Source organism: Streptomyces sp. NEAU-W12 (assembly GCF_026242095.1).
Lineage (GTDB): Bacteria > Actinomycetota > Actinomycetes > Streptomycetales > Streptomycetaceae > Streptomyces.
This window is the reverse complement of sequence record NZ_JAPJDM010000005.1, coordinates 206,930-222,410: the sequence shown is the minus strand read 5'-3', so window position 1 is coordinate 222,410 and position 15,481 is coordinate 206,930. Positions and strand designations below refer to the sequence as shown.

Below are 15,481 nucleotides of genomic sequence, written 5' to 3'. Positions count from 1 at the left end.
CTCCCATGCCCGAGCTGGTGTTCTTCTCCGGAACGATGGACTGCGGGAAGTCGACACTTGCCCTACAGCGAATCTACAACCGGTCGGCAAGGGGTCTACAGGGCGTGATCTTCACGCGTGATGACCGGGCGGGGGAGGGGAAGCTGTCTTCGCGGCTCGGTCTGGTGACGGATGCTGTCGAGGCGGCGCCGGGGATGGATCTGTACGCCTATGTGGTGGGTCGTATGTCGCAGGGCGACAGGGTCGACTATCTGATCGTGGACGAGGCACAGTTCCTGGCGTCGGAGCAGGTGGACCAGTTGGCGCGGGTCGTGGACGACCTGGACCTGGACGTTTTCGCCTTCGGTATCACGACCGACTTCCGGGCCAGGCTCTTCCCGGGCTCGCAGCGGCTGATCGAGCTGGCGGACCGGATAGAGGCGCTCCAGGTGGAGGCGATGTGCTGGTGCGGAGCTCGCGCCACGCACAACGCCCGCACCGTGGGTGGTGAGATGGTGGTGGAGGGTGAGCAGGTCGTCGTCGGTGATGTGAACCGCCCAGCCGCGGAGGTCGGCTACGAGGTGCTGTGCCGACGGCACCATCGTCGCCGTATGACGAGCGGTTCCGCCCGGGCCGGCGTGCTCTCGCCGGACGTCCTGCCGGTGGCCTCCGACTGAGGCGGCAAGGTTCGCCTCGGCCCTGGTGGCGAACACCCGGCCGCGGACGCACTCGGTCTCGACCGGCATCCACAGGCTCTCCGCCGGCGCGTTGTCGAACGAGTCGCCCACCGGCCCGAGCCCGTCGAGGACCAGGCGGTGGAGCTCGGCCCGCGCCCGGGCCCTCGGCCACTCCGCGAACCGCCGGTGGGCTGTGGCTCCCGACGGCCCGAACGAGGCGGGCGGGTCGGCGCCTTTGGCACCACCCGCTGGAACAACTCCCCCAACTCATCCGGCACCAGCCGTTCGACAGTTCCTCCGTCGACGGATGGTCGAACAGGCCGCACGGGACGACCTGTCAGGTCACCAGGCCGCGCCGGTAGGCGTAGACGACGGCCTGGACGCGGTCGCGCAGGCCGAGCTTGGTGAGGATGCGGGACACGAAGGTCTTGACGGTCTCATGGCTGATGACGAGCGCCGCGGCGATCTCGCCGTTGGACAGTCCGTCCGCGATGAGGCGGAGGACCTCCAGTTCGCGGGGTGTCAGCGGGATGTCCTGCGCGCCGCCCTCGGCGGGCCGGATACGGGCGGCGTAACGGCCCACGAGCCGACGCGTCACCTCGGGGTCCAGCAGCGCCGCGCCCGTGGCCACGGTCCGGATTCCGTGCAGCAGCCGGTCCGGCGGCGCGTCCTTGAGCAGGAACCCGCTCGCTCCGGCCCGCAGCGCCTCGTAGACGTACTCGTCCAGGTTGAACGTGGTCACCACGAGCACCTTCACGGGGTGCTCGACCCCGGCACCGGCCAGCAGCCGGGTGGCCTCGATGCCGTCGAGGACCGGCATGCGCACGTCCATCACCACGACGTCCGGGCGCAGTCGGCCGGCCAGCTCCACGGCGGTCCGCCCGTCCCCGCACTCGCCCGCCACCGCCAGGTCGGGCTGTGCGTCGATGATGGTCGACAGCCCGGTGCGGATCAGTATCTGGTCGTCGCAGACCAGGACCCGGACGGGCGCGCTCATGCCGGGCTTCCCGCGGGTATCCGCGCCCGGACGAGGAAGCCGCCACCGGTCCGGCGGCCCGCGCTGAAGTCGCCGCCCAGCATGTCGACCCGTTCGCGCAGGCCCTCCAGCCCCCGCCCGTTGCCGCCGGGAGAACCGGCCCGCGAACCGGAACCGTCCGTGCCGACCTCCACCGTGATCTCCCTTTCACCATGGCGCACCAGGACCGAGGTCCGGCTGCCGTGGTCGTACTTGAGCGCGTTCGTCAGGGCCTCCTGCACGACCCGGTAGGCCACGAGGTCGGCGCTGCCGGTCGAGGCCGGCGGCGTGCCCTCCTCGGCGAACTCCACCGGCTGCCCGGCCAGCCGCGTCTGCTCGACGAGGGTGAGCACCCGGCCGACGGGCGGCGTCCTGTCCTCGCCACAGTGGCCGGTGCCGTGGTCGGGGTTGAGCAGGTCGAGCAGGTGCCGCAGGTCGGTGATGGCCCGTCGGCCGGTGTCACTGACGGCGGCCAGGGCCTGGTCGAGGCGGTCGGGTGAGGCGGTCAGGTACCGGGCCGCCTCGGACTGCACGACCATCGCCGTCACATGATGGGTCACGACGTCGTGGAGCTCGCGGGCGATCCGGGTGCGCTCGGCGGTACGGGCGTCCTCGGCCACGCGGCTGCGGCGTTCGGCCTCCGCGGCCCGGACGGAGCGCATCCACGCGCCGATGCCCCACGCGAGGGCCAGCGCCAGGTAGAACGTCACGAACTCGGCCACCGGTTTGCCGGGCCCGCGCTGGTGGAGCGCGACCGCCAGAGCCGCGAACGCCACGGAGGAGGCGACCGGGGTGGCGCGCCGGTACCGCTCCAGATACGACCCGGCGCTCAGCAGCGCGATGGGCAGCGCGGTGCCGGCCACGAGGTGGTAGCCGCACAACTGGTCGAGGGCGAAGCCGCACGACACCAGGGTGAGGCAGACCAGCGGCCACCGCCGGCGCACGGCGAGCGGAAGGCACTGCAGGACGGCCGCCACACCGGCCAGCGCGTCGACGGGACGGTTCGGCAGGCCGCCGATCTCCGTGCCGTTGCCGTGGAGCGCCGGAACGGCCGACGCCACGAGGAGCAGTATGCCGAGCGGGAGGTCCCGGACCGTGACATCGAGCCGGGGCCACAGCTCCGGGACACGCCGACGATCGGTCACCGGGGCAGTGTAGCGGCGGAGTCGACGCCCGCGGCTCGCCGGGAACCGAAGGGCACGATGTTCCCGCGCCGGTGGGCCAGCCACAGGAACACCAGGGTCAGCAGTGCCCCGAAGCCCACCGAGTACACACTGCCCTCCGGCCCGAACCCACCGCCGGTGAGCAGCTCCGGGCCCGACATCGAGGCGTCCAGGAGCCCCTGGTTGGCGCCGTTGCCGGAGACCTCGGTGCTGAAGACGCCGGCCGCGGCGAAGTTCCAGCCGAAGTGCACGCCGATCGTCAGCCAGAGGCTGCGGGTGGCGGCGTACACGGCGGCGAGCATGAAGCCGGCCTCGATCGCGATGGCGAGGCCGCCCCACAGGGTCGCGTGCTCGTTGAGCAGGTGCGAGAGGCCGAACACGAGTCCTGTCGACACCAGGGCCATGTACGTACCGATGTGCTCCTCGACGATCCGGAACAGCACGCCGCGGTACACCACCTCCTCGGTCGCCGCGGCGAAGGCCATGAAGCCGAGCAGCCCCAGCGCGCCGGTCACCGAGCCCAGGCCGTCGACGTCGTAGTGCCCGGAGGCGAAGAGGTTCACGATGACGGCCGCGAACATCCCGCCGCCGATCAGGACGCCCCAGCCGGTCCGGGCCGCGGCGCCCCCCCGGGCCACGTCCAGGGCGGGCCGGTGCTCGGTTCGCCGCACCACCCACCCGTACACGAGCACGGCCAGTGCGGCGACCGTGACGCCGAGGACGAGCGTGAACCAGTCGTTCTCCTTCACCGCGTTGACGCCAGCGCCGCCCAGGGCGGCCATCGCCACGACGGCCAAGAACTGCCAGACAAACCTCACGGGAACCCCTCTGCCGGACCGCGACCGGTGCGCCGCGGGCTGCACCGAACGCTACGGATCCGGCGGCCGGAGATCGTCACCTCACGGTGGACACCTGGCTGTAGCTCGCACGGGGGACAAGCCCCCGGGCCGCCCCGCCGGACCGGCTGATCTCCTGCTCCGACGGTCGACTCCGCCGATGCCCTCGCCTCCTTCCGGCCGCCCGGCCGCCCACTCGTGCCCAGGCGGCACAGCGCCTGCCGGCGGACCCTCGGCAGGCCGGAGGAGCACAGGACATGGGGCGGCGTCCTGTGTCGCGAGGTGCTGTCGTCCCCTGCCGACGGTCGCCGGGCCACCGGACCGGCGCATCCCTCTCTGCCGGCCGGGCGTAGTGCCGTACACGGATCTGCCCGACGAAGCGCACGTGCGCGAGTCGGGCCCGGACGTCGTCGACGCCGCGGCCGCCGACGACACCGCCCTCGCCTTTTGGACGGCGCTCGCCGGACGGCGCTCGCCGGACGGCGGGCGACGGCGACAGCCGGCCGGACGGCTCGGGCCGGCCGGACGCCAGGGCGGACGAGCACCCGGCCCTGGCTCAGTGGAGGCCGACGGCAGCGGATGGCGATCGCGCGCCCTCGCCGTACGGCCCCGGCTGCTGGTCGAGGCCTTGTGCCGGTGCGGCGCCCGCGCCACCCACAACGCCCGGACGGTCGGCGGGGTGAGGGTGGCGGGAGGCGCGCAAGTGGTCGTCGGTGATGCCACGGGCTCCCCGGACGAGGTCGGTTACGAGGTCCTGCGCCGCCACCACCGCCGCATGACGGTCGCGACGGCCCACGCGGCCGCCCCGGCCCCGGACGTCCTGCCGGTCACCTGACCGGCGTTCCCAAACTCCCGCGAGGCGGAGTCCGTGTGAGGGATCACCGCACCGGGGACTCGCGTGGGCAGATAGTCTGACCTGCGTCATCAGGACTCCCAGAGAGTCCGGCGGAGTACGAGGAACAAAGGGGCGGACCGGTGGCGGAGATCGAGGAAGCGCGCAGGCAGTTCGAGCGGATCGACGCGGACGGGGACGGGTTCGTCACCGCTGCCGAGTTCAAGACCGCCCTGGCCCAGGGCGGTGACTGGAACGTCACCGAGCCGGTGGCGGAGGCCGTCATCAAGTCCCGCGACCTGGACGGCGACAGGCTCCTGTCCTTCGACGAGTTCTGGGCACACCTGAACAAGTGAGCCCCGGGCCGGGGGCCCGACTCCGCGCACTTCCGCGGCGGACCGGGCCCCCGGCCGGGGAGCGGGCACTGCGGTCCCGGCGACGGAATCCTCCGCCCCTGCCCGGACGACGCGATCGTGGACGCCACGTGCCCGTGTCGTCTCCCGAACTCCACGAGTTCCAACCCTTCCCGCACTCGCGGCGCCTCCATGGCGGGACGGCGTCCGGTGTGACAGCCGATCGGCGGGGACGCCCCGGTTGTGACCGGCGTGCCGGTGGCCCCGCCCGACTGAGCGGTCGGCTCACCCGAGCCGACCAGGGCCTGCTCTTCTTCGACGGACCGTCCTCCGCGCCACCGGCCGTGCAGGCGGCTCCGCTGCGGGTCGTGCTCGAACGGGCTACGCGGAGTCTGCGGCCGAACTCCTCCACCAGCCCGGAGTGCGCCGGTGGAAGTCCCGGAGTCCGGGGACGCCCGGACGAGCGCGGGGTGCGGCGAGGCGCGGAGTGCGCATTCCCCTCATGTCCTCAGAAGTGAACTCGTCCGGAGCGCCCGGCGCGGACTGGACGGGTACGTACCCGTACCCGTATCCTCGGAGGTCGAATGAGGAGGCTTGTGTGCCCGATGCCAACGTCCGTATCCCCGCCGAAGCCCGCGACCGGCTTGCCCGGATAGCTTCCTCGGAAGGTATGTCCCTACGGGGTTACCTGTCCCACCTCGCCGAGACCCTGCTGACGCCCGAGGAGCGCACGGCCCGCGCCGAGCAAGCGCGCACCGCCCTGCGGGAGTGGAACGGCTACAACCCGAGCGTGAGCGAACAGGCTTCTCTGGACGCCGAGTTGGACCGGCGCCTCGGTGAGGCGGGAGCAAGGTGACGGAGGCTCTGCACATCGTCCTGGACGAGACGGTGATGGTGGCGGCAGGGCAGGGCAACGTGCTCGCCTCGCGCCTGATCCATCGCGCGAATTCCGAGGCGGACTGGTTCCTCTACGCCCCCGCATGCGCTCTGGTCGAGGCGGACCGGGTGCGGCCCGGTACGGCGGAACGCCTCGCCGCGCTCCCAGGTGTCACGTTGCTCGACCTGGATCTGCCCGCTGCACTTGCCGTGGCCCGCGAAACGTCCTGGGCTCCCGCCCACACGCGTCACGCCGCCGAGCCGACCGCGGAACGACCGAACGGCGCCGTGGTCGCCACCACGGCCCCCGACGTGTGGAAGGGGCAGTCCGTACGTGTCATCGACCTGAACTCCTGAGCTGTTCCAAGGGGCGTCGACACTGCTGCGCCACTCGTGCCCGCGCGGCATCTCCTACGAAGGGGCCACCACGTGAGCCGTCGGCCCTTCGTCTGTGAACAAGCACGGCCGGCCCGCCACTGGTGCATGAACCGGCCGACCGGCCTGCGGTTCACTCGAGCTCGGCACACCGGGCGTGGCACGCGTCGGTGTGACTCCGAACCGCGCCGGGACGGTGACGAACAGGCCGGCCTTCGAGCTGATGGGGAGCCTGTGGGTCACCGCGGCCCCTGCAACAACGAGAACCGTGCCCCCTCCGGGTCCGCCACCGCCGCGACGCGGCCCCGGACGCCGGCGTGGGGTCGCTCGAGGACCTGGCCTCCCAGGTGCAGGACGTGGTCCACCGCGTCGTCGAGGTCGGCCACGCTGAAGTACGTCGTCCAGTGCGGCCCCCGGTCCCCCAGTGGGCCGTTGCCCACGCCGTGGATCCCGGCCACCGGCCTGCCGTCCACGCTCAGGGTCATGTGGTCGATGTCGGTGGACACCTCGGGCTGGGCGGTGTGACCGAAAACCGACGCGTAGAACTTGGCCACGCGCTCCGACTCGCGGGTCGTCAGTTCGTACCAGGCGGGCGCGCCGGGCACCCCGGTGGCCGCCCGGCCGCCCCGTCGCGCGGACGCCTGCCAGATGCCGAAGACGGCGCCCGACGGGTCGGATCCGATCGCCAGCCGCCCGGCCTCGCCGGCGTCCAGCGGGCCGACGCCGATGGTGCCGCCGCGCCACCGCACCGCCTCGGCGGTGCGGTCCACGTCCGCCGAGGCGAAGTACGGCGTCCAGGCCACCGGCAGCCGCACGTCCGGCGGCAGCAGTCCGATGCCGGCCACCTCGCAGCCGTCGAGCAGCGCACGCGCGTAGGGGCCGAGTTGCTGCGGACCGGACCGGAACTCCCAGCCGAACAGTGCTTCGTAGAACCTCCGGGCCCTGTCCGGTCCGTGCGCCATGAGACTCACCCAGCAGGGTGTACCGGGTGCGTGCCGAACGGGCGCTTCACCCTCTCGGCGGGCGGACCCCCGTGCGTCGGTCATCGTCACTCTCTTCTCGGCCCCCCTCGAGGCGGCCGTGCTCTTCTCGACCCGGCGAGGGCCGTGCCGCGTCCGCTCTGCGGATTCGTCCCCGTGCTGGTACAGGCGTCGGCCACGGTGTCGCGCGCTCCGGGACCGCCCCGTACGACGGTTCCTGTCTCCGGAGGGTGCCCGATGTGCGGGACCCCGTCCTTTTCGGCGCGCTTGCCGGAGGATATCGATCGGTAGTACAGCATGTGCCCGATCCCCTACGCCTCGTGATCGGGTCTGCCCGGCCGAGCAGAGTAGCCGGACCTGGACGAGACGGCCACCCCGTACGTCAGGATGGTGGCCATGAACGTCATCATCTCCGCATCCGAACTCGCCGCCGGACTGGCGGGCGGCGACCCGCCGGTACTGCTCGACGTCCGCTGGCAGTTGAGCACGGCCGCGGCGGCCGGCCAGCCGCCGTTCGACGGACGGGCCGCGTACCGCGCCGGGCACCTTCCCGGCGCCGTGTTCGTCGACCTGGACAAGGAGTTGGCCGCGCCACCGGCCGGGCGGGGACGCCATCCGCTGCCCGGTCCGGAGGAGTTCGGCGCCGCGATGCGCCGGGCGGGCGTGTCGGCGGGCACCCCGGTGGTCGTGTACGACGGCGGGCTGGGCTGGGGAGCCGCCCGTGCCTGGTGGCTGCTGCGCTGGACGGGTCACCCGGACGTGCGGGTCCTCGACGGCGGGTTGCCGTCCTGGGACGGCCCGCTGGAGACCACGGAACCCGAACCGGCCGAGGGCGACTTCGTGCCCGTACCCGGCCCGGACGGGCTGCTCGACGCCGACGGCGCGGCGGCCCTGGCCCGGTCCGGGCTGCTCCTCGACGCCCGCGCGGGGGAGCGCTACCGGGGTGAGGTGGAGCCGATCGACCCCGTCGGCGGCCACATCCCGGGCGCGGTCTCGGCGCCCACCACCGAGAACGTCGGCCCGGACGGCCGCTTCCTGCCCGCCGGAGAACTGGGCGCCCGGTTCCGGGAGTTGGGTGTGTCCGCGGACACGCGGGTCGGCGTGTACTGCGGTTCGGGGGTCTCGGGGGCGCACGAGGTGCTGGCACTGGCGGTGGCGGGCATCCCGGCGGAGCTGTACGTCGGCTCCTGGTCGGAGTGGTCGTCGGACCCGGAGCGGCCGGTCGCGGTGGGACCGGACCCGCAGTAGGCCGGAAGCGTGACAGGGGCGCTCGCACACGGCGAGCGTCCCTGTCACGACGTCCCAGGCGGGTTCAACTGCTTCGGCGGCCGCTCCCGCAGGGTCACTCCTGCTTCTTGCGCCGGGTCCCGAACACGATCTCGTCCCAGCTCGGCACCGCCGCGCGGCGGCCCGGACGGACGCCGTCCGCCTCCGCCTGACGGTCCGTGGAGCCGACGAGGCGGTCCCGGTGGCTGGTGACGGCGCGGGGCATGAGGACGTCCGCGTAGGCGGAACCGGCCGAGGCCGCGGGGGCCGGCGGCTCCTCCGCCTCGGATTCGTCGTCGGGTTCCTCGACGCCGGGCTCGGGGGCCCGCTCGGGAACCACCAGGTCACCCCGGAAGCTCGGCACCGCCTCCAGCAGGCTGGTGAGCGAGTCCCGTTCACCGCCGGCGGTGACCGCCAACTCCTCGTCGGACTCGTAGTCCTGACCCGGCGGCAGGCTCTGCGGCTCGCGCTCGTCCGGACGGTCACGGGGCAGCCGGGCGATGCGCGGCACGAACGGGAAGCTGGGCTCGGGCGAAGCGGCGAGGTCGTCGGACTCGCCGATCAGCGAGCGCGCCTCGTCGTCGACTGCCTGGACCAGCCGCCGGGGCGGGTCGTACGTCCAGCTCGCCGAGTGCGGTTCCCCCGCGACCCGGTAGACCAGCAGTACCTCCCAAGTGCCGTCGTCGCGGCGCCAGGAGTCCCACTGCGCGGTGTCCTTCTCCGCACCGCGCAGCGTCAGCCGCTCCTGCACGGCCTCGCCCAGCGGCGGACCGGAGTTCTCGCCGGGCCTGCGGACGGGGGTCTTGCGGGCGCGCTCCGCCATGAAGGCGCGCTCGGCGAGTACGGGGCCTTCGAAGCGGCGGACGCGGTCCACGGGGATGCCGGCCATCTGGGCGACCTCTTCCGCGGTCGCACCGGCTCGTATGCGCGCCTGGATGTCGCGGGGGCGGAGATGGCTCTCCACCTCGATCTCGATCTGGCCGAGGCGGGGACGGTCGCCGCGCACCGCGGCGCGCAGGCGTTCGTCGATCGGAAGCGTGTACTCCGTGCTGTCCGCAGCCTTCAGCACCAGCCGTGTGCCGTCATTCGAGACGGCCACGACACGCAGTTCGGGCATGGGGACCTCCCGGGTGGTGCCTGCCGACGTCACGTGCGTCGCTGCTTCCGCTAGTCGAGTGTGGCCTGCCCGGGTGCAGCCTGCCACAACCTTGCCGAGTTGCCCGGCGTGTCGGGCGTGGGCCCGGGCTCGCCGTTATGGCACGGTTACCTATTCGCAACGCTAAGTGACCAACTGCGTCACCCTGTGCAACTGGCCCCCTTCCCGGCGGTCCGCGAGGGACTCGAGCGCCCTGACGGGCGACCGGACCCAGGGCTCGCAACAGTACTCCATTCGGGCCATGTGCGTGGATTGGCGCGCCGTCCGACTTCGCGCAAGGGGGCTACTCGGCCGTCACCGCCCGGATCCGCCGATCCCGGCGTGGGGAGCTTCAGGCAATCACCAGAAACGGAGCCAATGGTTTCGTCCGGACGTCCGTTTGTCGTGCAGTTGATCGTTCGTGTGCGGGAATTCCGGGAAAGGCAGGCAAGGTTCGGAAATGCGTGGAACACCGGTTGTCGCGGGCGAGCACGGTGACGCGGAGGAGGGGAAGCGTGCGCGGATCGATCTGAGCGTGCCGCAGGTCGCGGGCAGCGCGGTGGCCGCGGTGCTCGGCGCCCAGCTCGCCTCCTCGTTCGGCGTCTACGGGACGATCACCGGCGCCGGAGTCGTGAGCATCGTCGCCACCTGCGGCGGAACGATCTTCCAGCACTTCTTCACGCGCACCGGCGAGCAGCTGCGCGTGGCGCCCGCGGCACCGGGCCGGCCGGCCGGGGAGCGGCCCGCGCGAACCCCCGGCGGGTTCACCGAGGGCACCGTCCACCGGGGCCGGGCCAGGGGAGTGCGGTGGGGCTGGAAGCGGACCGTGGTCGCGACGGCGCTGGTGTTCGGCGTCACGATGGCCGGAATCACCACCTACGAACTCGCCTCGGGCCGGAGCCTCAGTGGCGCACCGGACACCACGGTCGGCAACGCGTTCACCGGGGAGTACGCGTCGGGTTCCGGTGACTCGGACGGCTCCGGCGGTTCGGGCGGTTCGGGCGGTTCGGGCGGTTCGGGCGAGCAGGATTCCGGCACCTCCGGGACGGCGGACGATCCCGGCACCTCGGAGGACTCCGAGGGTTCCGGGGAGTCCGGCGGCTCCGGAGAGGACGGACGGACGCCCGCCCCCTCCGTGACGCCGCAGGACGAGGGAACGACCACCGGCCCCGGCGGGGAGGCGCCGGGCGGCGGCGACGCGCCGGCGGCCACCCCGGACGGCACCGGGGACCAGGACTCCGGCGACACCGCGAGCCCGGGACCGGACGCGTCCGCTACGTCCCCAGGACCTTCCGCAGGTAGTCGTTCTGGAACAGACGTTCCGGATCAAGGCGGTTCCGCAGCGCCGTGAACTCGGCGAAGCGCGGGTACATCCGGGAGAAGTACCGGGCGTCCCGGGTGTGGATCTTCCCCCAGTGCGGCCGTCCCTCGTGGGCGGTGAAGACGCGCTCCGCCGCCGTGAAGTACTGCTGGTAGGGCGTGCCGCGGAACATGTGGACCGCGATGTACGCGGTGTCGCGGCCGGAGGCCGTGGACAGGGTGATGTCGTCGGCCGGGGCCGTGCGCACCTCGACCGGGAAGCTGACCCGCAGAGGGGAGCGGTCGACCATGGCCTTCAGCTCGCGCAGCGTGTCCACCAGGGCCTCGCGCGGCACCGCGTACTCCATCTCCACGAAGCGCACCCGGCGCGGCGAGGTGAACACCTTGTGCGGGATGTCGGTGTAGGTCCGCGCGGACAGGGCCCTGCTGGAGACCCGCGCGATGGCGGGAACGGTCGCGGGCGCCGCGCGGCCGACCCAGTTCGCCGCCTGGAAGACGCCGTTGGAGAGGAACTCGTCGTCGAACCAGCCCCGGACGGGACGCACCGGGCGCTGCGGTCCGGCGCTGCGGTTGTTCCGCTTGGTGTTGGTGCTTTCGGTGTGCGGGAACCAGTAGAACTCGAAGTGCTCGTTCTCGGCGTGCAGTTCGTCGAACTCGGCGAGGACGCGGTCCAGGGGCATCGGTTCCTCGCGGGCCGTGAGCAGGAAGATCGGCTCGACGGCGAAGGTGATCGCGGAGACGATGCCGAGGGCGCCGAGGCCGATCCGGGCGGCGGCGAAGACCGCACGCTCCTCGTCGGTCCCCTGCTGCGAGCAGGTGAGCACCGAGCCGTCGGCGGTGACCAGTTCCAGGCCCCGGATCTGCGCGGCGATGGAGGCCGAGTCGCGGCCCGTCCCGTGGGTGCCGGTGCTGGTGGCCCCGGCGACGGTCTGCTCCGTGATGTCGCCCATGTTGGTGAGCGACAGCCCTTCCCGCGCGAGAGCCGCGTTGAGCCGCTTGAGCGGGGTGCCGGCCTCGACCGTGACGGTGCCGGCCGCGCGGTCGATGTGCCGGATGCCGGTCAGCAGGTGCGGGCGGATCTGCACACCGTCGGTGGCCGCGATCGAGGTGAAGGAGTGCCCGGTGCCCACCGCCTTCACCGGGAGGCCGTCCTCGGCGGCCCGGCGCACGGCCGCCGCCAGTTCGTCGACGGAGGCCGGCGTGACCTCCCGCGCGGGGTGGGAGAGGACGGTGCCTCCCCAGTTACGCCACGTTCCGTTCCTCGTGTTCGCCGTGCTGCCCAACGGAGCCTCCCCGACCCGGAGCCGGCCGCTTGAGCCGGCGGTACCCGAGGAAACCGACCGCGACCGCGACGGCTCCGGACACCGCCGGAACCCCGTACCCGGCGCGCGCCCCTGCCGCGTCGATCACCCAGCCGGACGCGGCGGAGCCGAGAGCGACCCCGACCGCGAGCCCGGTGCTCACCCAGGTCATGCCTTCGGTGAGCTGCGCGCGTGGTACGTGCTCTTCGATGAGGGACATCGTCGTGATCATCGTGGGAGCGATGGACAGACCCGCAAGGAACAGCGCCACGGTCAGAAACGGCAGGTTCCCGACCAGTAGGAGGGGGATCATACTCACGGCCATCGCACATATGCCCAGCAGCCAGCGGCGCTCGGGCGCCCCGGCGAAGCGCATCAGCCCGAACGCGAGGCCTGCCACGCAGGAGCCCAGCGCGTACACCGCGAGCACCACACTGGCGGCGGCCTTGTGCCCGCGCTCCTCCGCGAACGCCACGGTGACCACGTCCACGCCGCCGAAGATCGCCCCCGTCGCCGCGAAGGTGGCCACCAGGACCTGCAGGCCCGGGGAGCTCAGCGCCGTACCGCCTCCCGCGCGCTTGCGGCCGTCGCCCGGGCGCTCACGCGGGTGCGGGGCCGGTTCGGTGGCGTGCTGGGACGTCAGCCAGAAGACGCCGACCGCGAGGAAGCAGGCCGCGAGCAGCGGGCCGGCCTCCGGGAACCACGCCGTGGACAGCCCGATCGAGATGATCGGCCCGAAGATGAAGCACATCTCGTCCACCACGGACTCGAACGAGTACGCGGTGTGCAGGTGCGGGGTGCCGCGGTACACGGCGGCCCAGCGGGCCCGGGTCATCGCGCCGAGGCTCGGCACGCAGCCGATGCCGGCGCAGGCGACGAAGAGCACCCAGTCCGGCCAGCCGTAGTGCGCGGCGAACAGCAGCAGCGCCGCCGCGGCCAGCGCGAGCAGCGTCGCCGGACGCAGGACCCGCCGCTGCCCGTACTGGTCCACCAGGCGGGAGACCTGGGGGCCCGCGACCGCGGCGGCCAGGGCGATGGTGGCCGACAGGGCGCCGGCGAGCCCGTACCGTCCGGTCAGCTGGGAGACCATCGTGACCACGCCGATGCCCATCATGGACAACGGCATCCGGCCGATGAACCCCGCGGCCGAGAAGGCCTTGCTGCCGGGGGCGGCGAACAGGGCGAGATAAGGGCTGGGCACGAGGTCTCCGGACATCTCAGTAAGGCGCGACCGCAGGCGATACAGCTTACGGGTTAGGTAACCCTAATGTCTCCTGGTCGCAGAGGTCGGCCCGGTCGGCCCCCCACCGTTGCCCGGCCGCCGGTGGCGGGTGGCAGGATCGGGGCATGCCTGACGAGCTCGATCCCACCCCCTACGACGCACTGCTCCTGCTCTCCTTCGGCGGCCCCGAAGGCCCGGACGACGTCGTCCCGTTCCTGGAGAACGTGACGCGCGGGCGGGGCATCCCCAAGGAACGACTGAAGGAAGTCGGGGAGCACTACTTCCTGTTCGACGGGGTGAGCCCCATCAACGAACAGAACCGCGCCCTGCTGGACGCCCTGCGCAAGGACTTCGCCGACCACGGCCTCGGCCTCCCGGTGTACTGGGGCAACCGCAACTGGGCGCCGTACCTGACCGACACCCTGCGCGAGATGGTCCGCGACGGGCGCCGCCGCATCCTCGTCTTCGCCACCAGCGCCTACGCCTCCTACTCCGGCTGCCGTCAGTACCGCGAGAACCTCGCCGAGTCCCTGGCGACGCTGGAGGCGGAGGGCCTCGAACTGCCCCGCGTCGACAAGCTGCGGCACTACTTCAACCACCCCGGCTTCGTGGAGCCCATGGTCGACGGGATCGTCCGCTCGCTCGCCGACCTGCCCGAGGAGGTGCGCGACGGCGCGCACATCGCCTTCTGCACCCACTCGATCCCCGTCGCCTCCGCCGACACCTCCGGACCGGTCGAGCGGCACGGCGACGGCGGCGCGTACGTGGCCCAGCACCTGGACGTCGCCCGGGTGATCGGCGACGCCGTACGGGAGCGCACCGGCGTGGAGCACCCCTGGCAGCTCGTCTACCAGTCCCGCTCCGGCGCCCCGCACATCCCCTGGCTGGAGCCCGACGTCTGCGACCACCTCGAGGAGCGGCACGCGGCCGGGGCCCCGGCCGTCGTCATGGCCCCCATCGGCTTCGTCTCCGACCACATGGAGGTGATCTACGACCTCGACACCGAGGCCACGGCCAAGGCCGGGGAGCTGGGGCTGCCGGTGCGCCGCTCGGCGACCGTGGGCGCCGACCCGCGGTTCGCCGCCGCGGTCCGCGACCTGATCACGGAGCGTGCCGCCACCGAACGCGGCCGGGACGCCACCCCGTGCGTCCTGGGCGGTCTCGGCGCGAGCCACAACCTCTGCCCGGCGGGCTGCTGCCCGGCCCGTGCCCCGCGCCCCGCCGCCGCGGGCGCCGACAGCCCCTACGCCTGAGGAGCGCCGTGACCGACCACCCCCTGCACGCGGAACTGCTGGAGCTGGCCCGCGAGGCGGCACGCCGCGCGGGTGAGCTGCTGCGGGACGGCCGCCCGGCCGATCTCGAGGTCGCCGCGACCAAGTCCAGCCCGATCGACGTCGTCACCGAGATGGACATCGCGGCCGAGAAGCTGATCACCGGGCTGATCGCCGAGCGCAGGCCCGACGACGGCGTCCTCGGCGAGGAGGGCGGCTCCACCGAGGGCACCAGCGGCGTCCGCTGGGTGATCGACCCGCTCGACGGCACGGTCAACTACCTGTACGGGCTGCCCACCTGGGCCGTCTCCATCGCCGCCGAGCAGGACGGCGAGACCGTCGTCGGGGTGGTCGCCGCCCCGATGCGGGGTGAGACGTACCACGCGGTCCGCGGCGGCGGGGCACGGGCCACCGGCGCGTGGGAGGGCGAGCGCACGCTGACCTGCCGCCCGTCGCCGCCCCTGGACCAGGCGCTGGTCTCGACCGGTTTCAACTACGTCACCGAGGTCCGCGCCCACCAGGCCGATGTCGCGCAGCGAATGATCCCGCTGCTGCGCGACATCCGGCGCGGCGGCTCGGCCGCGGTCGAACTCTGCGACCTGGCCTGCGGGCGGCTCGACGGCTACTACGAGCGCGGACTGCACCCCTGGGACCTGGCCGCGGGGGACCTGATCGCCCGGGAGGCGGGCGCGCTGACCGGTGGACGGCCCGGTGAACGTCCCTCATGGGATCTCGCGGTCGCGGCCACCCCCGGCGTCTTCGAGCCCCTCCAGCGGCTGCTGGAGGACCTCGGCGCCTGGCACGACTGACGGACGGTCGGGAGACGGACCGGGAGGTCCTCGTGACCTCCTGGATCCCTGCGGCTCCTACGGATCCGAGA

15 protein-coding genes and 1 pseudogene are annotated in these 15,481 nt (G+C 72.8%); 9 read left to right on the top strand and 7 right to left on the bottom strand.

What is annotated here, in order from left to right:
• The first annotated feature begins 5 nt into the window (after positions 1 to 5).
• Positions 6 to 656, top strand: coding sequence for a thymidine kinase (locus tag ORI94_RS08715; protein ID WP_266073783.1), 651 nt, complete (start codon positions 6 to 8; stop codon positions 654 to 656).
• Positions 657 to 993: 337 nt separating this feature from the next.
• Here the strand turns inward: ORI94_RS08715 and ORI94_RS08705 are convergent, their stop codons facing one another.
• From ORI94_RS08705 to ORI94_RS08695, 3 genes are read right to left on the bottom strand one after another with little or no spacing between them, the layout of a single operon-like run.
• Positions 994 to 1,653, bottom strand: coding sequence for a response regulator (locus tag ORI94_RS08705; protein ID WP_266073782.1), 660 nt, complete (start codon positions 1,651 to 1,653; stop codon positions 994 to 996).
• Positions 1,650 to 2,816: a sensor histidine kinase gene (locus ORI94_RS08700; protein WP_266073781.1), complete on the bottom strand. Its 1,167-nt coding sequence runs from the start codon at positions 2,814 to 2,816 to the stop codon at positions 1,650 to 1,652. The genes ORI94_RS08705 and ORI94_RS08700 overlap by 4 nt, the downstream gene beginning before the upstream one ends.
• Positions 2,813 to 3,652 carry a CPBP family intramembrane glutamic endopeptidase gene (locus tag ORI94_RS08695; RefSeq protein ID WP_266073780.1) on the bottom strand — a complete coding sequence of 280 codons (840 nt, stop codon included), beginning with the start codon at positions 3,650 to 3,652 and terminating at the stop codon, positions 2,813 to 2,815. The genes ORI94_RS08700 and ORI94_RS08695 overlap by 4 nt, the downstream gene beginning before the upstream one ends.
• A gap of 631 nt (positions 3,653 to 4,283) precedes the next feature.
• Here ORI94_RS08695 and ORI94_RS08690 point away from each other — a divergent pair.
• From ORI94_RS08690 to ORI94_RS08670, 4 genes and pseudogenes are all read left to right on the top strand, one after another.
• Positions 4,284 to 4,505: pseudogene (locus tag ORI94_RS08690) on the top strand (thymidine kinase); the annotation flags it as partial.
• Between the two features lie 140 nt (positions 4,506 to 4,645).
• Entirely contained in the window at positions 4,646 to 4,858 is a 213-nt protein-coding gene (locus ORI94_RS08685; protein ID WP_266073779.1) for an EF-hand domain-containing protein, read from the top strand.
• Between the two features lie 595 nt (positions 4,859 to 5,453).
• Positions 5,454 to 5,711 (top strand): hypothetical protein, encoded by a 258-nt coding sequence (locus ORI94_RS08675; RefSeq protein ID WP_266073778.1) that lies wholly within the window; start codon positions 5,454 to 5,456, stop codon positions 5,709 to 5,711.
• On the top strand, positions 5,708 to 6,088 hold the full coding sequence (locus tag ORI94_RS08670; protein ID WP_266073777.1) for a hypothetical protein: 381 nt from the start codon (positions 5,708 to 5,710) through the stop codon (positions 6,086 to 6,088). Before ORI94_RS08675 ends, ORI94_RS08670 begins: the two co-directional genes overlap by 4 nt.
• A 257-nt stretch (positions 6,089 to 6,345) precedes the next feature.
• Here the strand turns inward: ORI94_RS08670 and ORI94_RS08665 are convergent, their stop codons facing one another.
• Positions 6,346 to 7,152 (bottom strand): VOC family protein, encoded by an 807-nt coding sequence (locus ORI94_RS08665; RefSeq protein ID WP_266073776.1) that lies wholly within the window; start codon positions 7,150 to 7,152, stop codon positions 6,346 to 6,348.
• 330 nt (positions 7,153 to 7,482) lie between these two features.
• Between ORI94_RS08665 and ORI94_RS08660 the strand changes: the two genes are divergently transcribed.
• Entirely contained in the window at positions 7,483 to 8,334 is an 852-nt protein-coding gene (locus tag ORI94_RS08660) for a sulfurtransferase (RefSeq protein WP_266073775.1), read from the top strand.
• 94 nt (positions 8,335 to 8,428) lie between these two features.
• Here ORI94_RS08660 and sepH read toward each other — a convergent pair whose 3' ends face one another.
• Positions 8,429 to 9,469 (bottom strand): septation protein SepH, encoded by a 1,041-nt coding sequence (gene sepH, locus ORI94_RS08655; protein ID WP_266073774.1) that lies wholly within the window; start codon positions 9,467 to 9,469, stop codon positions 8,429 to 8,431.
• A 478-nt stretch (positions 9,470 to 9,947) separates the two neighbouring features.
• On the opposite strand from sepH, the gene ORI94_RS08650 reads away from it, so the two are divergent.
• Positions 9,948 to 10,838 carry a hypothetical protein gene (locus tag ORI94_RS08650; protein ID WP_266073773.1) on the top strand — a complete coding sequence of 297 codons (891 nt, stop codon included), beginning with the start codon at positions 9,948 to 9,950 and terminating at the stop codon, positions 10,836 to 10,838.
• On the opposite strand, the gene ORI94_RS08645 is transcribed toward ORI94_RS08650, so the two are convergent.
• Positions 10,762 to 12,090 (bottom strand): D-arabinono-1,4-lactone oxidase, encoded by a 1,329-nt coding sequence (locus tag ORI94_RS08645; RefSeq protein WP_266073772.1) that lies wholly within the window; start codon positions 12,088 to 12,090, stop codon positions 10,762 to 10,764. The two genes, ORI94_RS08650 and ORI94_RS08645, sit on opposite strands and share 77 nt — an antisense overlap.
• A complete protein-coding gene (locus tag ORI94_RS08640; protein ID WP_266073771.1) occupies positions 12,050 to 13,309 on the bottom strand; it encodes an MFS transporter in 1,260 nt (419 codons plus the stop codon). Before ORI94_RS08640 ends, ORI94_RS08645 begins: the two co-directional genes overlap by 41 nt.
• A 146-nt stretch (positions 13,310 to 13,455) precedes the next feature.
• On the opposite strand from ORI94_RS08640, the gene ORI94_RS08635 reads away from it, so the two are divergent.
• On the top strand, positions 13,456 to 14,583 hold the full coding sequence (locus tag ORI94_RS08635) for a ferrochelatase (protein WP_266073770.1): 1,128 nt from the start codon (positions 13,456 to 13,458) through the stop codon (positions 14,581 to 14,583).
• An 8-nt stretch (positions 14,584 to 14,591) separates the two neighbouring features.
• Positions 14,592 to 15,410: an inositol monophosphatase family protein gene (locus ORI94_RS08630; RefSeq protein ID WP_266073769.1), complete on the top strand. Its 819-nt coding sequence runs from the start codon at positions 14,592 to 14,594 to the stop codon at positions 15,408 to 15,410.
• The last annotated feature ends 71 nt before the right edge of the window (positions 15,411 to 15,481 follow it).

What these genes read in the sequence shown, in the direction of transcription:
- ORI94_RS08715 (WP_266073783.1), top strand. Translation starts at nt 6, where the DNA reads ATGCCCGAGCTGGTGTTCTTCTCCGGAACGATGGACTGCGGGAAGTCG.
- ORI94_RS08705 (WP_266073782.1), bottom strand. Translation starts at nt 1,653, where the DNA reads ATGAGCGCGCCCGTCCGGGTCCTGGTCTGCGACGACCAGATACTGATC.
- ORI94_RS08665 (WP_266073776.1), bottom strand. Translation starts at nt 7,152, where the DNA reads ATGACCGACGCACGGGGGTCCGCCCGCCGAGAGGGTGAAGCGCCCGTT.
- ORI94_RS08660 (WP_266073775.1), top strand. Translation starts at nt 7,483, where the DNA reads ATGAACGTCATCATCTCCGCATCCGAACTCGCCGCCGGACTGGCGGGC.
- sepH (WP_266073774.1), bottom strand. Translation starts at nt 9,469, where the DNA reads ATGCCCGAACTGCGTGTCGTGGCCGTCTCGAATGACGGCACACGGCTG.
- ORI94_RS08650 (WP_266073773.1), top strand. Translation starts at nt 9,948, where the DNA reads ATGCGTGGAACACCGGTTGTCGCGGGCGAGCACGGTGACGCGGAGGAG.
- ORI94_RS08635 (WP_266073770.1), top strand. Translation starts at nt 13,456, where the DNA reads ATGCCTGACGAGCTCGATCCCACCCCCTACGACGCACTGCTCCTGCTC.